Origin of the sequence: Bacillus sp. FJAT-18017 (genome assembly GCF_001278805.1) — a bacterium.
GTDB lineage: Bacteria > Bacillota > Bacilli > Bacillales > Cytobacillaceae > Bacillus_D.
In genome coordinates this window covers 3,517,653-3,540,274 of sequence record NZ_CP012602.1, presented here as the reverse complement: position 1 = coordinate 3,540,274, position 22,622 = coordinate 3,517,653, and the positions used below count along the sequence as shown (strand labels likewise).

Below are 22,622 nucleotides of genomic sequence, written 5' to 3'. Positions count from 1 at the left end.
TGATTAGAATTTTATACCCCAAGTTTTATTCGCAAATAGAACAATTAACTGCCTGCATCTGTGAGAAAACTTTAATGAAGAATCATAAATAGGCTAGAAAAGTAAAAAAGTAGAATCCATATGGATCCTACTTTCCGTTGTTTCAATTATGTTTCCTATCATCGGCATCATCATTATCGTCATTGTCATCGTCATCGCCGCGGTCATCATCGTTATCATTACTGCTATTTTCGTCATCGCCGCGGTCATCATCGTTATCATTACTACTATTTTCGTCATCGTCGTCTCTATCATCGCTGTCATCATCATTGCGATTTCCGCCATTGTCGTCGTAGCCAGAATAGTCGCTGTCGTCATCATTGCGATTCCCGCCATTGTCGTCGTATCCAGAATCATCGCTGTCAACATTATTGCGATTCCCGCTATTGTCGTCGTAGCTAGTATCATCGCTGTCGTCATCACTGCGATTTCCACCTTTGTCGTCATAGCCTTTATCATTAGCCGTGTTACTATCGACTTTGGAGGCGGCGGAAGCTGAGCGCTCTTTATCATCCTTGTCATCATCGTCGAGTTTTACCCTGATGACTTCGCCAGTTAAAGCATCAATACGGACTTCAGTTTCTTTGCTGCCATCTTTAAATTCAAACTTGTATTCAAGGCGTCCGTTTTCGTATTCAGTTTCAATTTCTTCAATCCTGCCGCTTGCTGCACGTTTTGCAATTTCCGTTGCTTGCTCAACAGTAAGCTGTTTCCCAGCTGTTTCTGAATTCCCATTTGCTGATTCCATTTTAATAAACGTTTTGCCATGCTCAGTTTCAAGCTCAGTTTCAATTCCTGACATCTTTGAATCATTCTGGCGGGCAAAGTCATCCTTCTCACTTGCCCCTACTGCAAACGTTCCCCCAATGATAACTCCTGCCACCAAACCTGCAACCAACAGTTTGTTCTTCATGTTATCTCCTCCTTATCGTCTTCATGTTCACTATATCCCGTGAAAATGAGAGAAGGGAGAAAGATAAATTAGAAATTGATTAGAATGTTATCCCACTCTTAAGGGACAGAAACCCCTAAAGGGCAAAACTCCGATTGGTTCACCTAACCATCAGTGGGGGATGAAAAAAACCCCCACTGATGGAAGGTTCACTTTATTCTTCGTCACCATCATCGTCGTTATTATCATTATTATCATCGTTGCTACCGTCATCGTCATCATCATCGCCGCCATGATCATCCCATGCAACAGACATAACATCGCCTGTTATGGCATTGACCTGAACGGTTGCTTCACGGCCATCAGCGGTATTTACTTCACATAAGTAATAGGTCTGCCCTTTCGAGGAATGGAGGTTGATATCATCCACTTCACCCTTTACTTGTTTTACTGCAATTTCACCGGCTTCCGCTTCACTAATTTGTTTTGGAGGAATTACAGGATTTACAGGCTCATTGGTTTTTGAAAGGATTTTACCATCTGCAGCATCTATGGTAAGATTCGTTTTTTGTTTATTGTCTTTCACGACCGCTTTATATACAGCTTTCCCATTGGACTGTGCTTTGGACAGAGATGAAAGAGTTCCTGCGGCATTGGCAAGGGCAATTTCTTTAATTTCACTCTCGGATAAAACGGGAGGTTTCTCGGTTTTTTTTGTCCCAACCTTTTCAAGCCTGATGATGTCACCCGTTTCGGCATCGACCTCAATCTCATAAATGTGGTCTTGCTTTTCCATTTTTGCATGAAAAACCTTCTTTTTTTCTTTTACAGCCGTTACCTTTCCTCCGAGTTGATTTTTAATCAAAGTTTGCACGTCCTGTTTGTTGAGTTCGGTGGCGGAGGTGTTTCCAGGTTTAGAAAGCTGCCATATAGCAAAGCCGGCAGCAACAATAATTAAAATACCAGCAATGACGGCCAGCCATTTCTTCTTCATAAGTACGTTCACCGCCTTTATTAGCTTTTCTATACGCTAATTTTTACATAGGAACATTAAAATTTAGTGAGAATCAGCATTTTAAATGCAGGGAAGCCGTTGTCCCCTGGCCGTAAATACTTTGGAGCTGTATCTCAATATCCAATGCATCGGCAATGTCCTTTGCAAGGGAGAGGCCTAAACCAGATCCACCAATCTTTCGGCTCCTCGCCTTATCAACACGATAAAAACGGTCGAACACTTTTGATAAATCTTCCTTTGGAATTCCCATCCCCTTGTCTATAACATGGATGAAGGCTTGCTTCCCTGTTACGCCAAATGAAAGGGTTATTGGTTTTTCACTGTATTTCCGTGCGTTATCGAGGAGAATGAAAAGCAGCTGCTTCAGTTTTTGTTCATCTGTCGCAACCATTATTGGACTCCCATCATGTTCAAGCACCAGCTCACGGCCATAGGCGTTCTCAAATGCTTTGGCTGTCGACATTACTAGCGAAGACATATTTGTATTTTCAATTTTCATGTCCCACTCACCGCTATGCCGCGCAAGCAAGAGTAGCTGATCAGTCATTTCCCGCATCCGAACTGCCTCAGAATGGATAGCTTCTATTGATTCCTCAAACAGCTTGGGTTCATTCAAGCCTCGTCTTTTTAGGAGGCTGGAGTAGCTTTCTATAATGGTTAGCGGGGTTTTTAGTTCATGCGACGCATTGGAAGCAAACTGCTGCTGCTTTTCAAAGTTTTCTTCAAGCAGGTCCATCATATGGTTAAAGGTTTCACTCATTTCATATAGCTCGTCCTCTGATTTCCCTTCAAGTGTAAGCCGCTTAAATTCACCGCTTTGCCTAATATCAGACATTGTCCTGGTCAATGACGTGACTGGCCTAGTGATAAGCCTTCCAAGGAATGCGCTGGAGGCTACAACCGGGATGAGAGCAAAAAGGGTAGCGACAATCAGGACAAGGCGGAGCATCCGCAGGATTTCAGTAACGGATTCGAGGCTCGAAGTCAGCTGAAGATTTGCAACATTACCATCCGGCAAAATAATTGGTATAGATTGAAAAGCGTAAAGCTTACCACCATACTCAATCCGTCTGCTTTCCTCGCTGCTAAAATATGTTGGTTTCCGATCTGCTAGTTTTTGCTCAGAAGGGGAGGTTGCAGATTTGCCCTTGTTTTTTTGCTCCACAATCTGAATCATACCGTTAACAGGCATATAGGCTCTAAGAAGATCTGTTTCGGGTACTTCTCCCATTAACCTGTTGATATTAGCAGCAGTCTTACTAAGTTCAGCCTCTGCAGTATTCATAGCGTTTGTATAGGACAAGCTGCTGAACGTTATGTATATTAATATATTAATAACTATAATCAGAATCGCGAACTGTGCGGATGTTAATAAGTTGATTTTCGCACTTAGTTTCATTTTGGCTCCCTTAGAACATATCCGACGCCGCGGACTGTATGAATAAGCGATGGTAACTCAGGCAAGTCAACCTTTTTGCGAAGATAACGTATATATACGTCAACAACATTAGTATCTCCAGCAAAATCATACCCCCAGACTGTCTCAAGGATTTGATCCCTCGTCAAAACCTGCTTCCGGTTCAAAAGCAAGTAAACTAGCAAATCGTATTCGCGGGGTGTCAAGTCAATCGAAATACCTTTGCGGGAAACCTCGCGCGTTTTTTGGTTAAGCTTTAAATCAAGGAAGGAAAGAATATCGTCATCTTCCTCTTCTAATGGCGCAGTAGGTTTAAGCCTCAATGCGGCGCGGATTCGGGCGAGCAGTTCCTCAATTTGAAACGGCTTGGTTATATAATCATTAGCACCAAGGTCGAGGCCGGTCACTTTATCCTCGATTGAGCCCTTTGCGGTTAGCATTATAATCCTTGTCTCCTTGTCGCTGGAGCGTATCCTTCTTAAAAGATCAATCCCGCTGATTCCAGGCAGCATAACATCAAGGAGAATCAAATCCCATTCACCAGTCCGGTATGCTTCAAGCCCTTCAATCCCGTCCGTTGCCTTCGTAACGGTATACCCCTCGAATTCAAGCTCGAGCTCTAGTACCCTGGCAATCTTTTCTTCGTCTTCAATAATTAATATGCTCGTCATTTGGTACCTCCAAAAATGCGTGTTCGTATTACAGTATCAATCTTTATACGATTATATCCTTCTTGGGATTCATGGAAAAGTTTTTCCGCTCGGTGACAACACTGGAGGAGGCTGCCTGGAATCAAGCTTTTTATAAAAAATTGGATGGTACATTCAGGGAGAGTAACAAAAGAGAAGAGGGTCTGAGACAATGAATAAGAATCTGTAAAACAAAAAAACAGCCAGCTTTGTAGCCGGCTGCGAAATTCTAAAACTAGCTTATTTCCTAATTTCTTTTATCAATAGTCGTGGTCCGCCGAGCATTAAGAAATAGCGTTTTTCAATGACCCATTTCATGAAGTGGGCGAATCTGCCATGAATGGCTTTTCCGTAGACGATGCCGGTTGCATTCTTATGGCCCATGCTCATAACGGTTCCCCGGTGGATATATTTGAAAGGCTTTGCAGGCATGCCATATATTTTGCAGGCAATGTTGTACCCGCAATATTGTCCCTGCTGCAGGGCAATCTGTGCGGTTGGTGCATACGGGCTTCCTTCAGGGGAAAAGCTGACAGATGCATCGCCAAGTACGAAGACATCTCGGCGTCCAGGCACCTCGCAGAATTCATTTACTTTTACCCGACCGTCAGGAATAGTCTCAAATCCAAGGCTTTCCACGATAGGATTTCCTTTTACACCGCCTGCCCAGATAAATGTATTTGTATGAATGATTTCCCCATTTGTAAAAATAACTTTATCCTTTTCACAGGAAGAGACAGCGATTCCAGTCTTAAATTCAGAGCTCATTTTAGTAGAGGTCTTTTTGACATCGTTAACCATGGAAGATTCATAGCCTTTGAGAAGATCATCATTTGCCTCGACACAAATGACTTTTACTATGTCAGGGTCTACACCATATTCCTTACATAGTTCAGGCATTTTTTCTTCCATTTCAAAAATGAATTCCATGCCCGAAAAACCTGCCCCGCCAATCACAAAGGTTAGCCGCTTTTCGTCGTGATCGACTGTATATCGTTCGAATTGTTGTTCGATATGATTACGCAGCTGATTTGTTCCTTCCCAATCGAAAAGGAAGAAAGCATTTTCTTTTATGCCAGGCAATCCGAATGTTTTTGGTACACCGCCAAGGGTAATGACAAGGTAGTCATAAGAAAGCTGGCCTGTTTTCAATGTAACAGTCTTGTTCGTCAAGTCGATACTAACTACTTCATCCCTGATGAAATTAACCCTTTCAGTGTCAATCAACTCTTTAATAGGGAAGACAATTGACTCTGCAGGAATTGTGCCGGCACCGGATTCGTGTACTTTTGTTGTTAGGTAGTGGTAGTCATTCTTGTTGACAAGGGTTATGTCGGCACGTTTTTTATGAACTTTCTTCTGAAGAGTGACGGCTGTTAAAAGGCCGGCATACCCTCCACCCAAAATTACAATTTTCTCCTTATTTACCATCCGAATCACTCCTTTTGTATATAGTATACTTCATTATGCTCAAAGTTTCACAATCTTTTATGTGAAATAGTGAACATTTTTTTAACATTGTTTTTGCTGTGGAAATACTTAAAAGTGGTGCCAGTTTTTCATAAGTTTAACAAAACTTCCACGTTTCAATTTGTAATGTTTGGGGCAAAAGTTTTTCATAAAAGGTGACAGTAGAAGTTGGGGTTTCGGTGTAGGAAAGTTTTCTGTTCAGTGTATAGAAGATACTTATGGGTGGTGATTAAGTTTTGGGGCATCAGGCACCTCAAAAAAACTGATTAAGATAGGGTGTGTACCCTTGGATTGATAACGTTTCAATTATAAATATAAGGTAAAGTGTGACCAATAAATCGTATTAACAAGGTAAAAGGCAACCAACACCATTAATTTGGTTTTAAAAAGGAGAGTTGCAATTGGATAACTATTGAATGAAATGAAAAAGAGGGGGCTAATGAATACATCTGTTAAACTGGCTGCGTGAAGTATTATTTGAATAATGTCATCCCAGTATAAACACCTGCAAGGAAAATCGTTGCAATCAAAATGACATGAATGATAATCCAGCCCCAATTCCCATAACGGAAAGTAGAATCTGGGATGGGTTTACGAGAATCCAAAGGAACTATTTTTCTGCCCAGGATGTCGAATAAAAGCAAATATATCCACCAAATTGTGTATGAATCCCACAAATCCCAAGCTGAATTAAACTTAAAAATGGCGGTATACTTTAATATTACTTCGCCAAGTACGCCCAAATGGACAACAGCCCAATAAAATGGAATTCTCCAGGCCCATTTGTCTGGAGCAAAGCGGACTCCGATCAGTACGATGAACGGAAAAACTGTCGCCACAATCCCTACGGGCATAATAAGCCCGCCATGGAAGGGAATGTACGGAAACGTATATAAACCCACACTTGTAAAAGTATAGCAAATCAAGTTTCCTGTAAATGAACTGATAATGTACAGGAGAAGATACCTTTTCCAATTATTGCGCATGACCCATAAGGTTCCTGCTAATCCTGCAGTTACAAGGAAAATAATTATGCTGCGGTCTAACATGCTTTCTCCACCCGTCTGAATGATGGGGTTATTATCTCCCAAAAAAGGAATAGTTATGAAAAAACGGCCATGCGTCTGCATGGCCATTCCTGTAGGTTTACATTATTCTTTTGGTTTCAGGACATCGTGGTCAACGTAGCGCTCGCCGTTCAATTCACTAATAACGTTGATTGCTACCTTTGCACCGTCGCCAGCAGTAATAATGGTATGGACGCTAACCCCAGCTGCAGTTCCAGCTGCCCAGGCACCTTCAACATTTGTCTTGCCTGTCGGCTCTACATCCAGTACGGTCTTGATTCTTGGCTCTGTACCAGGTTTGGTCGCAACACCAAGCTTTTCAGCAAGGTCCACGGATACCCCAGTAGCAAAAATAACATGAGTACCTTCAAAGCTGCCATTGTTTTCTGTCGAAACTTTGAATCCGCCTTCAATTTTTTCAACGCTGGTAGCAGCATCTTCAACATATTCAGCGCCGAATTTTTTCGCCTGTGCTTTTCCAGTTTCAATTAATTCAGGACCGGAAATTTCACTGACGCCGTAATGGTTTTCTAGCCATGCGCGCTTAGTCATGCCTTTGTCGCTATCGATGACAACGGTTTTCTTACCTGCTTTAGCGGCAAAAAGTGCTGCGCTGGATCCAGCAGGACCTGCTCCAATAATAACAATATCAAACATGTTTCAGCCTCCTATCTATGTACTTACTCAATCATCGTTATTGTAGTGTAATTTCTTCCAGAAGGTCAATTAATGTGCTTGATAGCAGCGATATATTTAATGCTCCACTAGTACTTTATCTTGAGGAAAGATTACAGAATTCAATCATTTTTGACCAAACCCCCACTGCCATTTAAACTGAGAAAGTATGGTAATAACAACAGAAAATGGGGGAGCGAGAATGCTGGAGATAAAGAGGCTTACTGAATGTACATATGATCAAGCTTTGACAGCATGGAACATAGGTTTTGAGGGGTATTTTGTTAATTTAAACATGACACATGAAATGTTTCTTAGAAGGTTTCCAATGGAGGATCTGAAACCCGCACTGAGTGTGGCCGCTTTTTACGATGGAGAGCCTGCCGGGCTTATCGTTAGCGGAATCCGCACGGTAAATGGTTTGAAAATAGCCTGGAATGGCGGGACTGCGGTAGCTACAAAGTTCCGGAAGCAAGGTGTCGGCCGGGCACTAATCAATGCAACGCTCGATATTTACAAACAGGAGGGCGCCCGGCTCGCGATGCTTGAAGCCATCACCGGTAATGACAAGGCGATTGCGCTTTATGAAAGTGTCGGTTACGAAATAGTTGATAAGCTTGAGTATCTGGAACTGGCCGGTAAACTAACCGAAAATCCAATTGCACATAATTCAACGTATACACTTCGTAAAGCGTATCCAATTCAGGCCGGCCTGCTGCCATTTTATAAAGGTGAGAATCCGTGGCAAACCCACTGGCAAAGCGCCGGGGATGCAGAAGCTGTAATCCTGGCTGACGCGAACGGCCGGGACGCCGGATATGCATACTTTAGGAAAGCATTCAATGAAAAAGGGAAGCACATCGCAACGACTATTTACCAGTGTGAATCCGATGAAACAAGAGCAGATAGCCGTGAAATCATACAGGCACTAGTAAACTACTGTTTCGGCCCGTTTGATGATGATATCAGAAGGGTAGTCCTAAACCTTCCACTGGAAAAAAGCAAACTTACCCATGAAGTTCTAAAGGAAATCGGCTTTAAACCATTTGTAAGCCAGGTCATGATGAATAAGAAAATGGTCTAGTGGAGGAATACGTATGGAAATAAAGAAGCTTAATAGAGATGACTTCCTGGCGTTTGCCGATATCACAGTGCAGGCGTATCCAGCCAATCGGGAAAATACCGTTGAATATAAGCAAAAGCTTGCCGATACTTATTTCAAGAACCAAGAAGAATCAGGAAACACAGAATATTATGGGTTATTTAGAGATAGTAAGCTGCTAGGCGGCATGAGGATTAATACCTTTGAGATGAATTTTTTTGGAAAAATAGTCCACGCCGGCGGGATAGGCTCTGTTGCGGTCGATCTTTTACATAAAAAAGAGAAGGTGGCCAAGGCGCTGGTTGAATTCTACCTCCGCCACTTCCGTGAACAAGGCGTTTCTTACGCGATGCTATACCCATTCCGACCTGATTTTTATAAAAAAATGGGGTTTGGTTATGGTCCAAAAATGAACCAATATAGAATAACCCCGAACAGCTTTCCACTGGTAAGCAAGGAAGGAATTTCTCTGCTTACAGCGGGGGACCAAGAGAAAATTAAGGAATGCCATAATCGATATGCTGCCAGGACACATGGGATGATTATGAAAACTGATTGGGATTCAGCTGCCATCTTTAAAAATCCGGATAATCGGGTTGTAGGAGCGATTGAAGGAGACCAATTAAAAGGTTATCTTATTTTTGGGTTTGAACCAGCGGCAAGCAGCAATTTCCTGCGCAACAATCTGGTAATCAGGGAAATGGTGTATGAGACGCCGGATGCTCTGGCCTGCTTGGCCACATTTCTCCACACCCAGGCTGACCAGATAGAACGGGTAATAATTAATACCCAGGATGACGCACTTGAATTTATGTTTGGGGATGTCCGTAATGGCAGCGGCAATCTGATTCCGAGCGTTTACCACGAATCCAATACAGCCGGGGTTGGAATCATGTACAAAGTGCTAGATTTTGATTCTTTAATAAGCGACCTTGAAGGACGTAATTTTAACGGAGTGAGCACCTGCTTATCATTGACAGTGTCCGATAGCTTTGAATTCAATGAACCTCGTAAACTGGGGCTGCGCTTAACAAACGGGATAATTTCAACGGCCGGATTACGGGAAGCTGAATTTGATATCGAGTTGGACATTGCTAACCTGTCTTCCTTGTTTATTGGTGCGGTGGATGCAAGGCGCCTTTATGATTATGGCAGGCTGCGAATTTCAGATTCTTCCTTCTTTGAAATGATAGTAAGAGCGTTCCAATCGCCAGAAAAACCAATTTGCATGAGGGCGTTTTAATTTCTGTTTTCTATCAAAAAAGGGACGTACCCGTTGCGGTGCGTCCCTTTCAATTAGACTGACATGTCTTTCTTTTCGCGGTTTGTATTTTTCCTTGCTCTTTTAGCCTTGTAGAGGGCGGCATCGGCTGCACTTAACAGGTGATGCGGTGAATATTGATTGTCAGGCACGATGGTCGCATACCCAGCGCAGACAGTGACAACTTCATCAACCGCCGAGGCGGAATGGGGGATCTGTAAGTCTCTTACTGTTTTCCTGATCGTGTCGGCAATCATCATTGCGCCGGCTGTATCAGTTTCCGGCAGAAGAACGATAAATTCTTCACCGCCATAACGGGCCGCCAAATCCCGCGGGCGTTTTACTGTATCACGAATCGTAGAAGCTACCCTCTTTAAGGCATCATCCCCGGCAAGATGTCCAAATGTATCGTTATATTGTTTAAAGCAATCGATGTCGAGCATAATCGCCGAAAGAGGGGTGCCATGCAGTTTATTGCGTTCCCACTCTTTTTCTAACGATTCCTCCATATAGCGGCGATTTGGAATGCTGGTTAATCCATCCATGGATGATAACATTTTTAAAAAGTCATTCGCCGATTCAAGGCTCGCTTCCTTTTCCATACGTTGGGTAGCATCACGGGAAACTGCCAAAATCGATTCGACTTCACCTTTATCATTCCGGAGTGATTTTGCAACCGTTTCAAGCCAAATGAAACCGCCATTTTTTATTTTGTAACGATAGAGGAGTGAGAAATAGTCCTCTTTTTTCTGGTCCAAAAGCAGCCTCCGTTGCTCGAACTTTTCGACATCATCCTCATGAAGAAAGCTAAAGACGTTTTTTCCTATCAATTCATTTGGTTCAAAGCCAAGCGTTTCCCTGCAGGATGCTGAAATGAAATCATAAACGCCGGTTGGAGATAGGAATGCAATCATGTCCTTTGAGTTTTCCGTAATGAACCGGTACCGTTCATTTGCCTTCCGCAAACTTTTCTCAAGCTTTCTTCTCGCGGTCACGTCGCGGAAGATAGCGAGGATTGAGGGCTCACCTTCATATTCAATCGCCTTATGAGTCATCTCGATGGTGATTTTCCTTCCATTTGGAGCGGAAATAGGTAAATTCCGAATTTCGGTTTCACCCCAGGTTTCCTGAAGTTCAGTGAGCACTTCATTGGTTTTTTTATGATAGCTCTGGCTGATAAAATCGTAAATACGACGCTGAAGGATTTCTTTTATTGACATGCCAAGGAGGGACGCAGCCTTATTATTGGCGAAGATAATTTGGCCATTGCGATGGACGACTATTGGTTCGGGGGAATACGCAACAAGATCACGGTACCGTTTCTTGCTCTCCTCCAGATCTTTTTTCAGCAGCTTTTCTTTCGTGATATCTTCAACGTTGGCTATTGCGTATGACACATCACCTGATGGGTCCAGGACAAACGAGACGCATAGCTTACCAATAAATATTGATCCATCCTTTCTCCGAAATCGCTTCTCCTTTGTATAAGGCAGTTTGACTTTCAATTGTTGGCGAAAAAAATCTTTATCCTGTTCAAAATCATCTCTATTTGTAAATTCAAGAAACGAGATACCTAAAAGTTCTTCTTTTGTAAACCCAAGCATTTCCTGGAATTTAGGATTTGCGTCAATTAGATTGCCATCCTTGTCGGCAAGCCAAATACCAAGCGCGGAATGGCTGAAAATGGATTCAAGGCGGAGATTGTTTTCGACAAGTTCTTCCTGAGTCTTCTTTACCTTTGACCGGTTTTTTTCTGCAAGATGTATCTGGATGAGAGAAAAAAGGCAAAGCAAAATGGCCAGGAATGGGATTGGGTCCGATAGTCCTGTATTACTTATCGAGTATATGTAAAGTCCGGTAAATAATGTTCCAACAATTATCAATGTACGATATATCACACAAATCACCCAAGATAATTATACAGCATGATTGCTGTTTAAGTATGGAAAATTTTGAAGGATAAAGTAAAAAACCCGGTCAAAAAAACCGGGGTTTTATTTTGAACTTGAATTGCAAACAAGGGTACTCCCGCACTAGCCTTATGCAGCTACATCCCTTTTTGAAAATACGTAAAAAGCAAGGAAGTGAAACAAAACAAAGTAGATAATTAGCATACTAATTGAAAATCCCAATGTCATCCCTTCAATTGGGGGAGTCCCATCAAGATATACTGTTAAATCAGTATTGGCGAACAGGAAGAACTTTGTCCATTCAAATTTGCTTGCCAACAGCATAGTAATTGTACTGCCAGTCATGAGGAGGAACAGGGAAATCCCAATTGCCAGTGAACTATTCCGGAATACCGCGGATATCATAAACGCCATAGTCGCCACCATCAAAACATCAATCGAATTAAGTAAATATTCGGCTAGAAGCTGTAGAGCAACGCTCCGTTCGACAATCTGTCCATCCGAATAGGCTAGATGCGGAGTGGGACTATCCGGGAACCCGAAGAGGGCAAGCCCAATAAAGAAGGATAGGAGAAAAAGCATAGCTAGAAGACCTACCCCGAATAAAAGGACCGCCAGATATTTGGAAAGTAGAATCTTCCAGCGCCCCATTGGCCTGATGAGAAGGAGCTTTACTGTCCCCCAGGAAAATTCCGAAGAAACAATCCCTGCCGCAATTACAATTGCAAATAAGCCGACGAGGCTAATGAAATTCTTTGAGTCCCTTACAAATGACCAGGCAGTTGTTCCCGTTTCAGGCGCCAGGTTATTTTTGATTTGATACTCCTTTACGGCAACTTCGCGTTCATAAAACGTTTTTAAATTGGCGTTCGTGTCCTTGAAATCCTCGAGGGTAGCCCGGTCATTGATCAGCTGTTTTTCGAGATCCAACTTCCACTGGGTATTTTCCTTCGGCGGATTTTCCATTTCTTCGTACTTTGACAGGCCTGCCATCCCCATGACGAGAACAACTACCAGACCAATCATCACATACGTTCCAGCACGGCTGAAAATTTTAACTAGTTCATTTATGACGAGGTTTTTCATTCTGCCGTTCCCCTTTCAGAAGTTATTTCAAGGAAACGGTCTTCCAACGTTTTCGCTTCGGCTCTGACACCGAATACAGACACATCCGAATCGATAAGTTTTTTTAGCAAAATAGGAACCTTATCCCTTGTTACCAAAGCTGTAAAACCATCTTGGGAAAGGGAGGCATTCCATTCTTCTATTAACCAGCTGGATTCCTGTTCTAACGGGCCCGTTTCAAAAAAATAAGCCTGCTGAGTTTCTCTAATCATTGAACGAACATCTTGGACATCAATCAGCTCTCCTGCCTGAATAATCGCAATCCTGTCACACATTAATTCCATTTCTGATAAAAGATGGCTTGAGACGACGACGGACATTCCTTTTTCCCTGGCCAGCATCCGCAGGTGATCGCGGATTTCACGAATCCCTGCCGGGTCAAGTCCGTTGGTCGGTTCATCTAATATTAGTAGTTTCGGATCGTGGAGAAGGCATTGCGCTAGGCCAAGCCGCTGTCTCATTCCGAGAGAATACGTCTTCACCTTATCATGGATTCTGTCTGTCAGGCCTACAAGGTTTACAATCTCTGCAATCTTTTCCTTAGGAATACCACCGTGCATTCGGCTGTATTGAAGGAGATTTTGATAGCCTGAAAGAAACTTATACATTTCCGGATTCTCAACAATGGCCCCAACATTACGGATGGCACCTTCAAAGTCCTGCTTAACACTTTTTCCGCAAATGATGATATCGCCGTCTGTTATGTCCATCAGGCCGACAATCATCCGGATTGTCGTTGTTTTTCCGGCTCCGTTTGGCCCCAGAAAGCCAAACACCTCACCGCTCTGTACCGAGAAACTAAGCCTATTGATAATTGTTTTATTCTTAATTTGTTTTGTTACATTTTTCAATTCTAATACAGTTTCCATAGCAAGCCTCCAGATTTGTCTAGCAACCAGTGTTCTAGTTTAATAGTACCGTACTATCTGTTGGTTTTAAATGGTATGAAAGAGTAAAATATACAGGACAGTATAAGTGGGGGGAGCAAAAATGGGGTATAAATTTTTAAAAGAATATTTCGATTCTCCCAAACTAAGGGAGAGTTTCAACCAGCTTGCCGGGGAAGTGTTTGGGATTTCCTTTTATAGTTGGATGGATAAGGGGTATTTAACATCAAAATATATACCTTACTCCTTTATAGTTGACGATAAAGTTGTAGCCAATGTTTCGGTTAACAAAATTGGACTTATCATCAATGGGGAGGAGAAGAAAGGAATACAGATTGGGACAGTGATGACTCATCCCAATTATCGAGGACAAGGATTATCACGAAAACTGATGGAACATGTCCTGGATGATAATAAGGGAAAATATGACCTGCTATACCTGTTTGCTAACAAGACCGTTTTGGATTTTTATCCGAAATTCGGACTTTTCCCGGTCGCTGAAAAGGTGTTTTCATTGGAGGCTATAAGCAACTCTAGCTCCCTTTGTAATGGAAGAAAACTGAATATGGAAAACAACACAGACCGGAATTTTCTTTACAGATTCGCTTCAACAAGAATGCCTGTCTCCAATACTTTTTCTGCTTTAAATTCTGTGGAACTACTAATGTTTCATAGCCTAAATGTATTCCCCGGAGCGATTTATTATCTTGAGGAAGAAGAGTGCGTTGCTATTTTCGCAGAAGAAGGCGAGGTTTTGCACGTCTACGATCTTGTTTTTCAAAAAGAGGTTAATTTGAAACGAATTCTTTCAAGAATTTCTAGTGGAGCTGTAAAAAGGGCTATTCTTCATTTCACACCTGAGGAACAGGAACTTCCTTACAAGATTGAAAAATATTATGGGAGTGAAGTTCTATTTGCACTTTTGGATAACGGAACAACCTTGCCCGAAGTATTCAAACACCCACTGACTGCACAGGCGTAAGGTCTAAAATGAAAATAAGGAAAGGGAGCTGAATGTTTTGCGGAATATGCCATTAGAAAAAAGAGGGATTACAAATAGCCGGATGGTACTCGGATGCATGGGTTTTGGAGGGGACTGGGATAACAGCCCAATCACAAGTGAACAAGTGCTTCTTGCTGAAAAAGCTGTAAATGCCGCATTGGAAGCTGGGATTACAATGTTTGACCATGCGGATATATACACTAGGGGAAAGGCTGAAACCATTTTTGGGAAGGTTCTGCAAAGCAAGCCTGGGTTAAGGGAGAAAATAGTCATACAGAGCAAATGTGGAATTCGTTTTCAGGATGAAATGGGACCAGGGCGCTATGACTTTTCAAAACAGCATATTCTATCGTCTGTGGATGGAATTCTTTCCAGGCTGGGAATCGAGTATTTAGATATATTGCTATTGCATCGCCCGGATCCGCTGATGGAGCCAGAGGAAGTGGGTGAGGCTATCCGTTTGCTTGAGGAATCAGGAAAGGTACGCAGCTTTGGGGTTTCGAATATGAACGTTGGGCAAATGAAGCTTATCCATACATATAGTGGTATCCCATTGGTAGTAAACCAGCTTGAAATGAGCCTTGGCAAGCTTGACTGGCTTGACCAGGGAATTCACGTTAACCAGGCTGCAGGAATGGCAAGCCACTTTGCAGAAGGGGTTATCGAGCATTGCATGCGGAAGGAAATCCAGCTTCAGGCCTGGTCACCGCTGGCCCGAGGCGTATTCACCGGTAGTGGTGCTTTTTCAACTGAACAGGAGAAAGTTACCGCGGAATTGGTCGATAAAATGGCTTCCGAAAAAGAAACAACAAAAGAATCCATTGTCCTTGGCTGGCTCATGCGCCATCCCGCCAGGATCCAACCGGTGATTGGGACAACTAATTCTGAAAGAATCCTAAACTGCAGGGATGCGGTCAATCAAGCTGAAAATATGACAAGGGAAGAATGGTATTCTCTTTATGTTAGCGCAAGAGGGAAAAGACTTCCTTAAATATGGCATTGAAACGAACCAAGGGCCCCGAACTTATTGTTCTGGGGCCTTTACGTTAATTAAATTCGGGTCTGAAACCAATTAGTTGCGCTTTTTTGTCAACCCCTGTTTTTTGCTTCTCAGGGAAGGTAATGATCGAGCTAATGTATTCCCAACGGATAAGCAAATGGGTGACACAGGTTTCTTCAATTTGATTTTCTTCTGGGATGGCTGTACCGTCTTCATCCCTGACCAGAGTCTGTTTATAGCATGGGTTTTCCACCCAGATGCCTGAGTTTTCACTTTTTACTAGTTTGGCCAGATACCATTCATCCGGTTTATAAATTCCTGTTACATCCCCGGTCATCTCCGCAGGAAAGTTTCGAAGCTTTATTTGGACCTTCTGATTTTCAAAGTTTTCTAGGTGCATGTGCAGACTCCTTTCATCAAAACCTAAAATATCTCTCCTTTACTTCTTCCTTTTAGTATGAAAAATAAACATGTAATCATACAAAGAGAAAGCCCTAGATTATGTATGTCTCGTTGCAATGCAAAATTCTCCCCCGGGATGGATACCCACATTTACAAAACTTAATAGTGGAGTACTTTTAAGAAATGTAAAAAAGCCTGAGTCTCCACTAGAGAATCAGGCCGAATCTGTCATTTATTCCTTTCGAAAGCCGTGGTGTCCGCCGTGGTGTCCGCCATGATGCCCGCCGTGGTGTCCGCCGTGATGTCCGTGGTGGTGTCCATGATGGTGTCCATGATGGTGTCCGTGATGGTGTCCGTGGTGATGCCCATGATGGTGTCCCGGATAGCCGTACCCAGGGTAACCGCCATAGCCAGGGTATCCACCATAACCAGGATAGCCGCCGTATCCAGGGTAACCGCCATAACCACCATAACCTGGATAGTTACCAAAGCCACCAAGGAGACCGCCGAAAATTTGTCTTTGGTCCATTTTTTCCCCTCCTTTACCATTCACAATATTTTATGTGGCCATGTTCTTCAATGTGAACCCAACTGTTAGTTGGTGGGGAAGATAAGGGCTGCCAAGCATAGATGAGAAAGTTTTACGTAGGCACTTCCACTCCTTTGGATAAAAAAAGTAATTTCAGCCACTCTAGTAGGGGAAGCCTTAATTTTAAGGAGGCTATACATTGATTACATTTTCGTATATTTTGACAATGGTTTTAATTACTGGATTGACGGCGATTTTAGATATGGTTTTGTTTCAATTCAGTTTCTGGGAAGCGCTGTCCAATATAGTGGATTCAGAAGTATTCTATGGCAGGTTGTTTGTTATAAGTGGTGTGCTGATCGGGTTTGCTTTTAGTATTACTTCGGATATCCGTCTATTTTTAGGTAAGAGGAAAGGGTACATCAATAAGGAGAGCTGAAAGTGGCAAAAGAAAATATCTCATTGGTCCAGCTTCTGATGCTGGTTGTCAACTTCGAGCTCGGCAGTTCAATTGTTGTTGGATTGGGACAGGGAGCCGGCAATGATGCATGGATTGCTATTGGAGGAGCATCACTTTTTGGTGTGGCGCTTCTTTGGTTGTATTATGCCCTGTCTACAAGAATGGAAAATCATAATCTTTACACGGTCATCGAGTTCTGTTTTGGCCGGAAACTTGGCATAATCCTTGCGTTCTTTTACATCTCTTATTTTACATATTTAGCAGCCAGGGTCATCAGAGACTTTTGCGAATTATTATCATCTGCGATTCTGCCCAATACCCCTATGGAAGTGATGAGCCTGACGTTGTGTCTTGTCCTTGGTTATATTCTGTATTTAGGTATAGAGGTATTGGCTAGAACAAATGAAATATTCTCTCCTTATTTACTATTGTTCTTGCTAATGTTAACGATTTTCTTGATTGCGAGCGGGGGAGTAGATCCAAAGCAGCTGTTGCCCTTATTTGGTAATGGTGCCTCACCAATTATAAAACAGGTGTTTCCCGAATTAATTACATTTCCGTATGGGGAAATGGTTGCGTTTACGTTAATATTTCCTCTCGTAACAAGGAAGAGCCATATAAAGCATGTTGCGTTTTTAGGGTTGGCAACAGCAACCTTTCTATTGATTCTTGCCGAAATTCTAACGGTTATGTCACTAGGTGTCGATGCCATGCAGCGATCTAATTTTCCTTTGCTTACCGTAGCCCGGAATGTTTCCATTGGAGGCTTTGTAGAGAGGATTGAAGTGTTAGTCGTATTTATCATGCTGCTTGGAATTCTGGTGAAAAGCTCGGTTTTTTTGTTTGGCGCACTCAAAGGGATGGAATATGTTTATCGCCTGCCTTTTCGATATTTCGCATTACCGGGGGCGATGTTAGTGTCTTTGTTCTCAGTTCTCGTCTCCGTTAATTTCGCAGACCATATTGAAGAAGGAATAAAGCTTGTACCGAAGTACTTGCACTTGCCTTTTCAAATTGGTTTTCCAGTAAGTTTATTTTTAACTATGATGATAAAACTATTTATTATGCAAAAAAAAGGGAATGGTCAAATCGATGAACATTCTTAAGCTTCTTGCCGCTAAAACTCCGAAAAATAAGCAGCAAACACCTAAAAATTCAGCTAAACAAAACGAGCCAATTGCTTCATTTTCAATCGGGGAGCTTGGCAAAGCAATCAATGAATCGTTCGGTAATTCAGTGGATATGAGGGCGATATCGGGAGAGATTTTCGGCAGCAAAGGGTATATCTTTTATTTGGAAAGTATGATTGACCAAAAGACACTTAAGCGAACAACGGCAAATCTTTTTGCTGCAAAAAATGACGGATCTGTCCCTGGGGCGCGTGGTTTTATCAGTTTTTGCAAAGAGATATTCGGTGGTATCCGCCATACGGTTATCGAAACGAAAGAAGAGATCATTTCTGCAATGCTGACTGGGTCGGTAGTAATCGTTCTCGATGGATTGGCTCAGGGAATTTCAGTTATGATGCCAAGCCAGGAAAAAAGGGCAGTCGAGGAGCCAACCGCACAAACAATTATTCGCGGCCCCCGAGAAGGTTTTGTAGAAACCTTGTCCGTCAATGTGAACCTAATAAGAAAAAGAATACGAAACGAACGTCTGTACTTTGAGAACTTTATTGTGGGAGAAGATACGAAGACGAATGTCTATATCGCCTATATGAAGGGAATTGCCAATGATTCTATAGTAGATGAAGTTAGACAAAGGATAAAAAGAATCAAAACGTCTGCGATATTTGAATCCGGGAATGTCGAGGAGATGATTGTTGATAAAACGGCAACAATTTTTCCGCTGGCAATGAATACAGAGCGGGCTGATACAGCAGCCGCCAATATTATGGAGGGTAAGATTGTCATTCTTGTAGACGGCAGCCCTTTTTGTCTAATTGTTCCCGCAGTTTTTGTTAATTTTTTCGAGATTTCCGAGGATTACTATCAATCGTTTATCCTTGGTTCGTTTCTTCGATTTATCAGGTATTTGTCATTTATGCTGGCACTGCTCACTCCTTCTGTTTATGTGGGTGTTTTATCGTTTCATCATGAACTCCTTCCGACAACATTGCTGCTGTCAATTGTTTCACAAAGGGAGGGTGTGCCATTTCCGGCAGTTGTTGAAGTGCTGCTGATGGAAATAACGTTTGAGATTCTTAGGGAAGCAGGAATTAGAACTCCTAAAATGATCGGCCAGATGGTCTCGATTGTCGGGGCTCTGGTTATCGGCCAGGCTGCTGCTGAAGCAGGAATTATTTCAAATGCAATGATTATTGTTGTTGCGATTACGGCAATTGCCAACTTTGCTTCACCTGTATACAATTTTGCTGCAGCGGCCCGGCTGATGAGGTTTCTTCTAATTATTGCAGCTTCCATCCTAGGGCTATATGGGGTACTATTGCTATTGGTCGTCATGGTTGCACATCTTTGTTCTCTGCGTTCATTTGGCATTCCATATTTATCGCCCGTTGCACCATTTATCGTCGAGGATCAGAAAGATGTTTTTGTTCGCTTCCCGTGGTGGGGCATGAAGAATCGGCCAAAGTTTCTTCTTACTGAAGAATCCTCAAAAACAACAGCGGAAGGCTCTCCTTCTCCCCCATCAATGAACGGGGGGAATGACCGTGAGTAAGAAGTGTATGTTGCTAATACTTATCTCTGTATTTCTTCTAACGGGATGCTGGGATAAAAAGGAACTCTCCACCATCTCGGTAATTACGGGAATGGCCATTGATAAGGGAGAAAAACATAAATATTTATTCAGCATTGAAGGTGTAAACGCGCGGGAGTTAAACCCGAAAACAACAACCGGTGTTTCCGCTTCTGTTGTTTACTCAATGGAAGGAGATTCTATTGCGGAGCTTGCTAGAAAAGTGAATACAGGCATTGGCAGGCATGTAATTTATTCGCACATGAAAGTCCTGGTCATAAGTGAGGAATTGGCCAGAGAAGGAGTGCTGGAGTTTGTCGACTACCTTGAACGCAATCGGGAAATTAGGGATGATTTTAATTTTATTGTTGCTAGAGACGCAAAGGCTGCCGATATCCTAAAGATTACCTATCAGGTTCAGAAATCATCGTCATTGAAATTGTTTTCACAGTTGAGGACGATGAAGAAGGAATGGGGCGGGGACCCTAATGTTCGTTTAAACGATGTTGTTTCAGCATTGACATCCCCGGGAAGGCAGCCTGTGATGCAAGCGGTAAGATTAACGGGTAACCCCGAAAAGGGCAGCAATGTTGGGAATATGAACAAGGTTACCCCTGACACAATGGTCGTTTCAGACTCGATGGCTGTATTTAAAGGTGCCAGGCTGAAAGGCTTTATGAACATGGAACATACAAGAAATTATCTTTGGCTGCAGGATGACATTCTACAGACATCAGTAGCCATTCCCTGTGGAAAAGAGGGACTGGTTACCTTAAGGATCTATAACACCAAAACAAAAACAAAAGCGTATATGGTTAATGGAAAGGCAAAAGTAAATGTGAGGATTCATGCGGTTGGGTATATAGAAGGCACTCAATGCTCTGAGGATCTTTCAAGTGTCCAAAGCTACGAAAAACTTGAGGATTATGCTTCCGACCATATAAAAATGACAATTGAAGGTACCGTAAAAAAAGCACAAGAAAAATATAAGGCTGATATTTTTGGATTTGGTGAGGTCTTATACAGGCAGCATCCTAAAACATTCAATAAAGTAGAAAAGAACTGGGATGAAGTGTTCACAAAAGGTGAAATTGATGTAGAAGTAAACTTTATCATTCGAAGGTCCGGTATCCGAACCAAAAGCTTCCTCCAAAATTTAAAGTGAAAAAATAAGATTGCCTGGCTCAGCCAGGCAATCTATTTGAATTCCTTTTATTGTTCTTTTGTTGAAGTGTGCTTTGGTTTTTCAGGATCACGCTGAGCCGAGATATCCTTGCCCTGTTCAACTTTTTTATTTTGCTCAACAGAATTGTTTTGGTCTTTTTTATTGTTTTCCATGATGATCCTCCTTTGAAAAATAAACTTTTGTCTATATAGGTTAAACTTAAGAGTTTCTGTGATTTCCGCTCCATAAAGGGAAGCTTCTAAGAATAATCACCGCAGGGACAGGCTGGTCTTTGCCTGTCACGAGGCACTTCGCCTTTCCACGGGCGGCCTGGGAGCATCCTCGTCGCTTTGCTCCTGCGGGGTCTCCCACTGACCTTTTCTCCCGTAGGAGTCTTCGTGCCTTCCGCTCCAACCAATAAAGTGTCTGCACTTCAGCAATTTTTTAGTCGAACAAATAGAAAACATTTTTTTAGCTGGTTTTTTTAAGAGAACGAGTCTAACTGCCCGCGGTTTTAATACAAGACAATTTCCATTATCACCGTGTTTTAAAAACCTGTTTTGTATTTGTTTTCACTGGATGATTCATCCTTTGTATGGTCGCCATCTTTTTCTTCGCGCTGTTCCATGGCCAAGTCTTCCATCGGTAGTGGATCGACATTTTGCTCACTTTCAAACTTATCAAATAGGCTCTCTTTATTAGTAGGATATTGCTCAGGATTATCACGGTTCCCCTTCTTAAGGTGAAGTCCGTGATCTTTGCGATTGCTGTCCATAAATGATCACCTCTGCTATATCTATACCCCTTTCGTGGACAGACTAAAACGTTGAAATATTGTAACTAAAGCGTGAGAAGAAATATGCATGTCTAAAAAGAAATATTTAACTGCACTGCCATATTATCGTTTTTTCAACATATCCTTTTACGAACAATAGTTTTATTTTTTTGAAAAACGGGTATAAAAAACATGTTATTTTTGTTCTTAAAATTCTGGGATATAAGGTGATCTGTGTGAGCTATGGGCCATTGTTGATTATTGGGGGCGCCGAGGAAAAATACCAGGGTGTTACCATTCTAAGGAAATTCACCGAACTTTCACTTCAGAGAGAAGGGAAGGTTGGGATTTTAACAACCGCTACAAGGATTCCTGAAGAGGTTGGAGGGGAATACCAAAAGGTTTTTCGAAATCTCGGAATTGGCGACCCAATTACAATTGACGTCGATTCCCGGGAAAAAGCGGAAGATGAGCAAATATTGAAGGATGTAGAGGGATTATCCGCCCTTTTCATTACGGGTGGAGATCAGAGCCGCCTTACACAAATGATAACTGGTACAAAGCTTCATGCACTTTTTTTTGATAAATGGAAAAGCGGCATGGTTCTAGGAGGAACAAGTGCAGGTGCATCGATTATGGGCAAACATATGATTGTCAGCGCACTTACGAAGGATTCCGATGAAATCCTCCAGGTAGAAATGGATAAAGGGTTTGGTTTTATGAGCCAAATGTTGATTGATCAGCATTTTTCACAGCGGTCCCGGTTTGACAGGCTGCTTGGCGCGATTGCGGGGAATCCGGACTTAATGGGAATAGGAATAGATGAAAACACAGCGATTTTAATAAATGGGGCTACATTCGAAGTTATCGGTGAGCACCAGGTTCTTATTCTGGATGGAAAAGAAAACTCTTTCGTAGAAGTGACAACGAATGATGACGGAAGCGAAGAATTGACCCTTTCAAACTTCAAACTTCATACCCTTACACACGGCTACCGATTCGATCTAAAAAATAGAAAATTATTGATTAAAGGGGAGTAAAT

22 protein-coding genes and 1 pseudogene are annotated in these 22,622 nt (G+C 42.3%); 9 read left to right on the top strand and 14 right to left on the bottom strand.

The features are described 5' to 3' along the window. Positions 1-142: 142 nt before the first annotated feature. The 7 genes from AM500_RS16550 to AM500_RS16520 all read right to left on the bottom strand — a co-directional run bounded on the left by AM500_RS16550 (position 143) and on the right by AM500_RS16520 (position 7,246). On the bottom strand, positions 143-952 hold the full coding sequence (locus AM500_RS16550; RefSeq protein WP_053600195.1) for a PepSY domain-containing protein: 810 nt from the start codon (positions 950-952) through the stop codon (positions 143-145). Positions 953-1,145: 193 nt separating this feature from the next. Next, a complete protein-coding gene (locus tag AM500_RS16545; protein WP_053600194.1) occupies positions 1,146-1,925 on the bottom strand; it encodes a PepSY domain-containing protein in 780 nt (259 codons plus the stop codon). A 73-nt stretch (positions 1,926-1,998) separates the two neighbouring features. Continuing rightward, positions 1,999-3,345: a sensor histidine kinase gene (locus AM500_RS16540; RefSeq protein ID WP_053600193.1), complete on the bottom strand. Its 1,347-nt coding sequence runs from the start codon at positions 3,343-3,345 to the stop codon at positions 1,999-2,001. Further along, entirely contained in the window at positions 3,342-4,034 is a 693-nt protein-coding gene (locus AM500_RS16535; protein WP_053600192.1) for a response regulator transcription factor, read from the bottom strand. Before AM500_RS16535 ends, AM500_RS16540 begins: the two co-directional genes overlap by 4 nt. A 258-nt stretch (positions 4,035-4,292) precedes the next feature. Beyond that, positions 4,293-5,483, bottom strand: a complete 1,191-nt coding sequence (locus AM500_RS16530; protein WP_053600191.1) for an NAD(P)/FAD-dependent oxidoreductase — start codon at positions 5,481-5,483, stop codon at positions 4,293-4,295. 512 nt (positions 5,484-5,995) lie between these two features. After that, the gene (locus tag AM500_RS16525; protein WP_053600190.1) at positions 5,996-6,571 is read right to left on the bottom strand and encodes a CBO0543 family protein; all 576 of its coding nucleotides are present in this window, start codon (positions 6,569-6,571) and stop codon (positions 5,996-5,998) included. A gap of 102 nt (positions 6,572-6,673) precedes the next feature. Beyond that, entirely contained in the window at positions 6,674-7,246 is a 573-nt protein-coding gene (locus AM500_RS16520) for an NAD(P)/FAD-dependent oxidoreductase (protein WP_053600189.1), read from the bottom strand. A 220-nt stretch (positions 7,247-7,466) separates the two neighbouring features. On the opposite strand from AM500_RS16520, the gene AM500_RS16515 reads away from it, so the two are divergent. Both AM500_RS16515 and AM500_RS16510 read left to right on the top strand, forming a co-directional pair. Beyond that, positions 7,467-8,348, top strand: coding sequence for a GNAT family N-acetyltransferase (locus tag AM500_RS16515; protein WP_053600188.1), 882 nt, complete (start codon positions 7,467-7,469; stop codon positions 8,346-8,348). Positions 8,349-8,361: 13 nt separating this feature from the next. Further along, on the top strand, positions 8,362-9,609 hold the full coding sequence (locus AM500_RS16510; protein WP_053600187.1) for a GNAT family N-acetyltransferase: 1,248 nt from the start codon (positions 8,362-8,364) through the stop codon (positions 9,607-9,609). 53 nt (positions 9,610-9,662) lie between these two features. On the opposite strand, the gene AM500_RS16505 is transcribed toward AM500_RS16510, so the two are convergent. The 3 genes and pseudogenes from AM500_RS16505 to AM500_RS16495 all read right to left on the bottom strand — a co-directional run. Then, the gene (locus tag AM500_RS16505; protein ID WP_053600186.1) at positions 9,663-11,525 is read right to left on the bottom strand and encodes a PAS domain S-box protein; all 1,863 of its coding nucleotides are present in this window, start codon (positions 11,523-11,525) and stop codon (positions 9,663-9,665) included. Positions 11,526-11,666: 141 nt separating this feature from the next. Next, positions 11,667-12,623, bottom strand: coding sequence for an ABC transporter permease (locus AM500_RS16500; protein ID WP_053600185.1), 957 nt, complete (start codon positions 12,621-12,623; stop codon positions 11,667-11,669). Positions 12,624-12,879: 256 nt separating this feature from the next. Further along, positions 12,880-13,531, bottom strand: a pseudogene (locus AM500_RS16495) (ABC transporter ATP-binding protein); the annotation flags it as partial. A 121-nt stretch (positions 13,532-13,652) separates the two neighbouring features. Between AM500_RS16495 and AM500_RS16490 the strand changes: the two are divergent. Next, the gene (locus AM500_RS16490; protein ID WP_053600183.1) at positions 13,653-14,531 is read left to right on the top strand and encodes a GNAT family N-acetyltransferase; all 879 of its coding nucleotides are present in this window, start codon (positions 13,653-13,655) and stop codon (positions 14,529-14,531) included. Between the two features lie 37 nt (positions 14,532-14,568). After that, positions 14,569-15,543, top strand: a complete 975-nt coding sequence (locus tag AM500_RS16485) for an aldo/keto reductase (protein ID WP_053600182.1) — start codon at positions 14,569-14,571, stop codon at positions 15,541-15,543. A 55-nt stretch (positions 15,544-15,598) separates the two neighbouring features. Here the strand turns inward: AM500_RS16485 and AM500_RS16480 are convergent, their stop codons facing one another. Then, positions 15,599-15,952, bottom strand: a complete 354-nt coding sequence (locus tag AM500_RS16480; protein WP_053600181.1) for a hypothetical protein — start codon at positions 15,950-15,952, stop codon at positions 15,599-15,601. A 234-nt stretch (positions 15,953-16,186) separates the two neighbouring features. Further along, complete coding sequence (locus AM500_RS16475) at positions 16,187-16,483, bottom strand: hypothetical protein (RefSeq protein WP_082347257.1); 297 nt, start codon at positions 16,481-16,483, stop codon at positions 16,187-16,189. Positions 16,484-16,682: 199 nt separating this feature from the next. On the opposite strand from AM500_RS16475, the gene AM500_RS16470 reads away from it, so the two are divergent. From AM500_RS16470 to AM500_RS16455, 4 genes are read left to right on the top strand one after another with little or no spacing between them, the layout of a single operon-like run. Next, a complete protein-coding gene (locus tag AM500_RS16470; RefSeq protein WP_053600179.1) occupies positions 16,683-16,922 on the top strand; it encodes a hypothetical protein in 240 nt (79 codons plus the stop codon). A gap of 2 nt (positions 16,923-16,924) precedes the next feature. Beyond that, on the top strand, positions 16,925-18,049 hold the full coding sequence (locus AM500_RS16465; RefSeq protein ID WP_053600178.1) for a GerAB/ArcD/ProY family transporter: 1,125 nt from the start codon (positions 16,925-16,927) through the stop codon (positions 18,047-18,049). Continuing rightward, entirely contained in the window at positions 18,036-19,622 is a 1,587-nt protein-coding gene (locus AM500_RS16460; RefSeq protein WP_053600177.1) for a spore germination protein, read from the top strand. The genes AM500_RS16465 and AM500_RS16460 overlap by 14 nt, the downstream gene beginning before the upstream one ends. Further along, the gene (locus tag AM500_RS16455; protein ID WP_231688019.1) at positions 19,615-20,805 is read left to right on the top strand and encodes a Ger(x)C family spore germination protein; all 1,191 of its coding nucleotides are present in this window, start codon (positions 19,615-19,617) and stop codon (positions 20,803-20,805) included. Before AM500_RS16460 ends, AM500_RS16455 begins: the two co-directional genes overlap by 8 nt. A 47-nt stretch (positions 20,806-20,852) precedes the next feature. Here AM500_RS16455 and AM500_RS25565 read toward each other — a convergent pair whose 3' ends face one another. Together AM500_RS25565 and AM500_RS16450 are read right to left on the bottom strand one after the other, a co-directional pair. Next, positions 20,853-20,978, bottom strand: coding sequence for a 3-methyladenine DNA glycosylase (locus AM500_RS25565; RefSeq protein ID WP_155922289.1), 126 nt, complete (start codon positions 20,976-20,978; stop codon positions 20,853-20,855). Between the two features lie 374 nt (positions 20,979-21,352). Further along, on the bottom strand, positions 21,353-21,580 hold the full coding sequence (locus AM500_RS16450; protein WP_053600175.1) for a hypothetical protein: 228 nt from the start codon (positions 21,578-21,580) through the stop codon (positions 21,353-21,355). 236 nt (positions 21,581-21,816) lie between these two features. Between AM500_RS16450 and AM500_RS16445 the strand changes: the two genes are divergently transcribed. After that, entirely contained in the window at positions 21,817-22,620 is an 804-nt protein-coding gene (locus AM500_RS16445; protein WP_053600174.1) for a cyanophycinase, read from the top strand. The last annotated feature ends 2 nt before the right edge of the window (positions 22,621-22,622 follow it).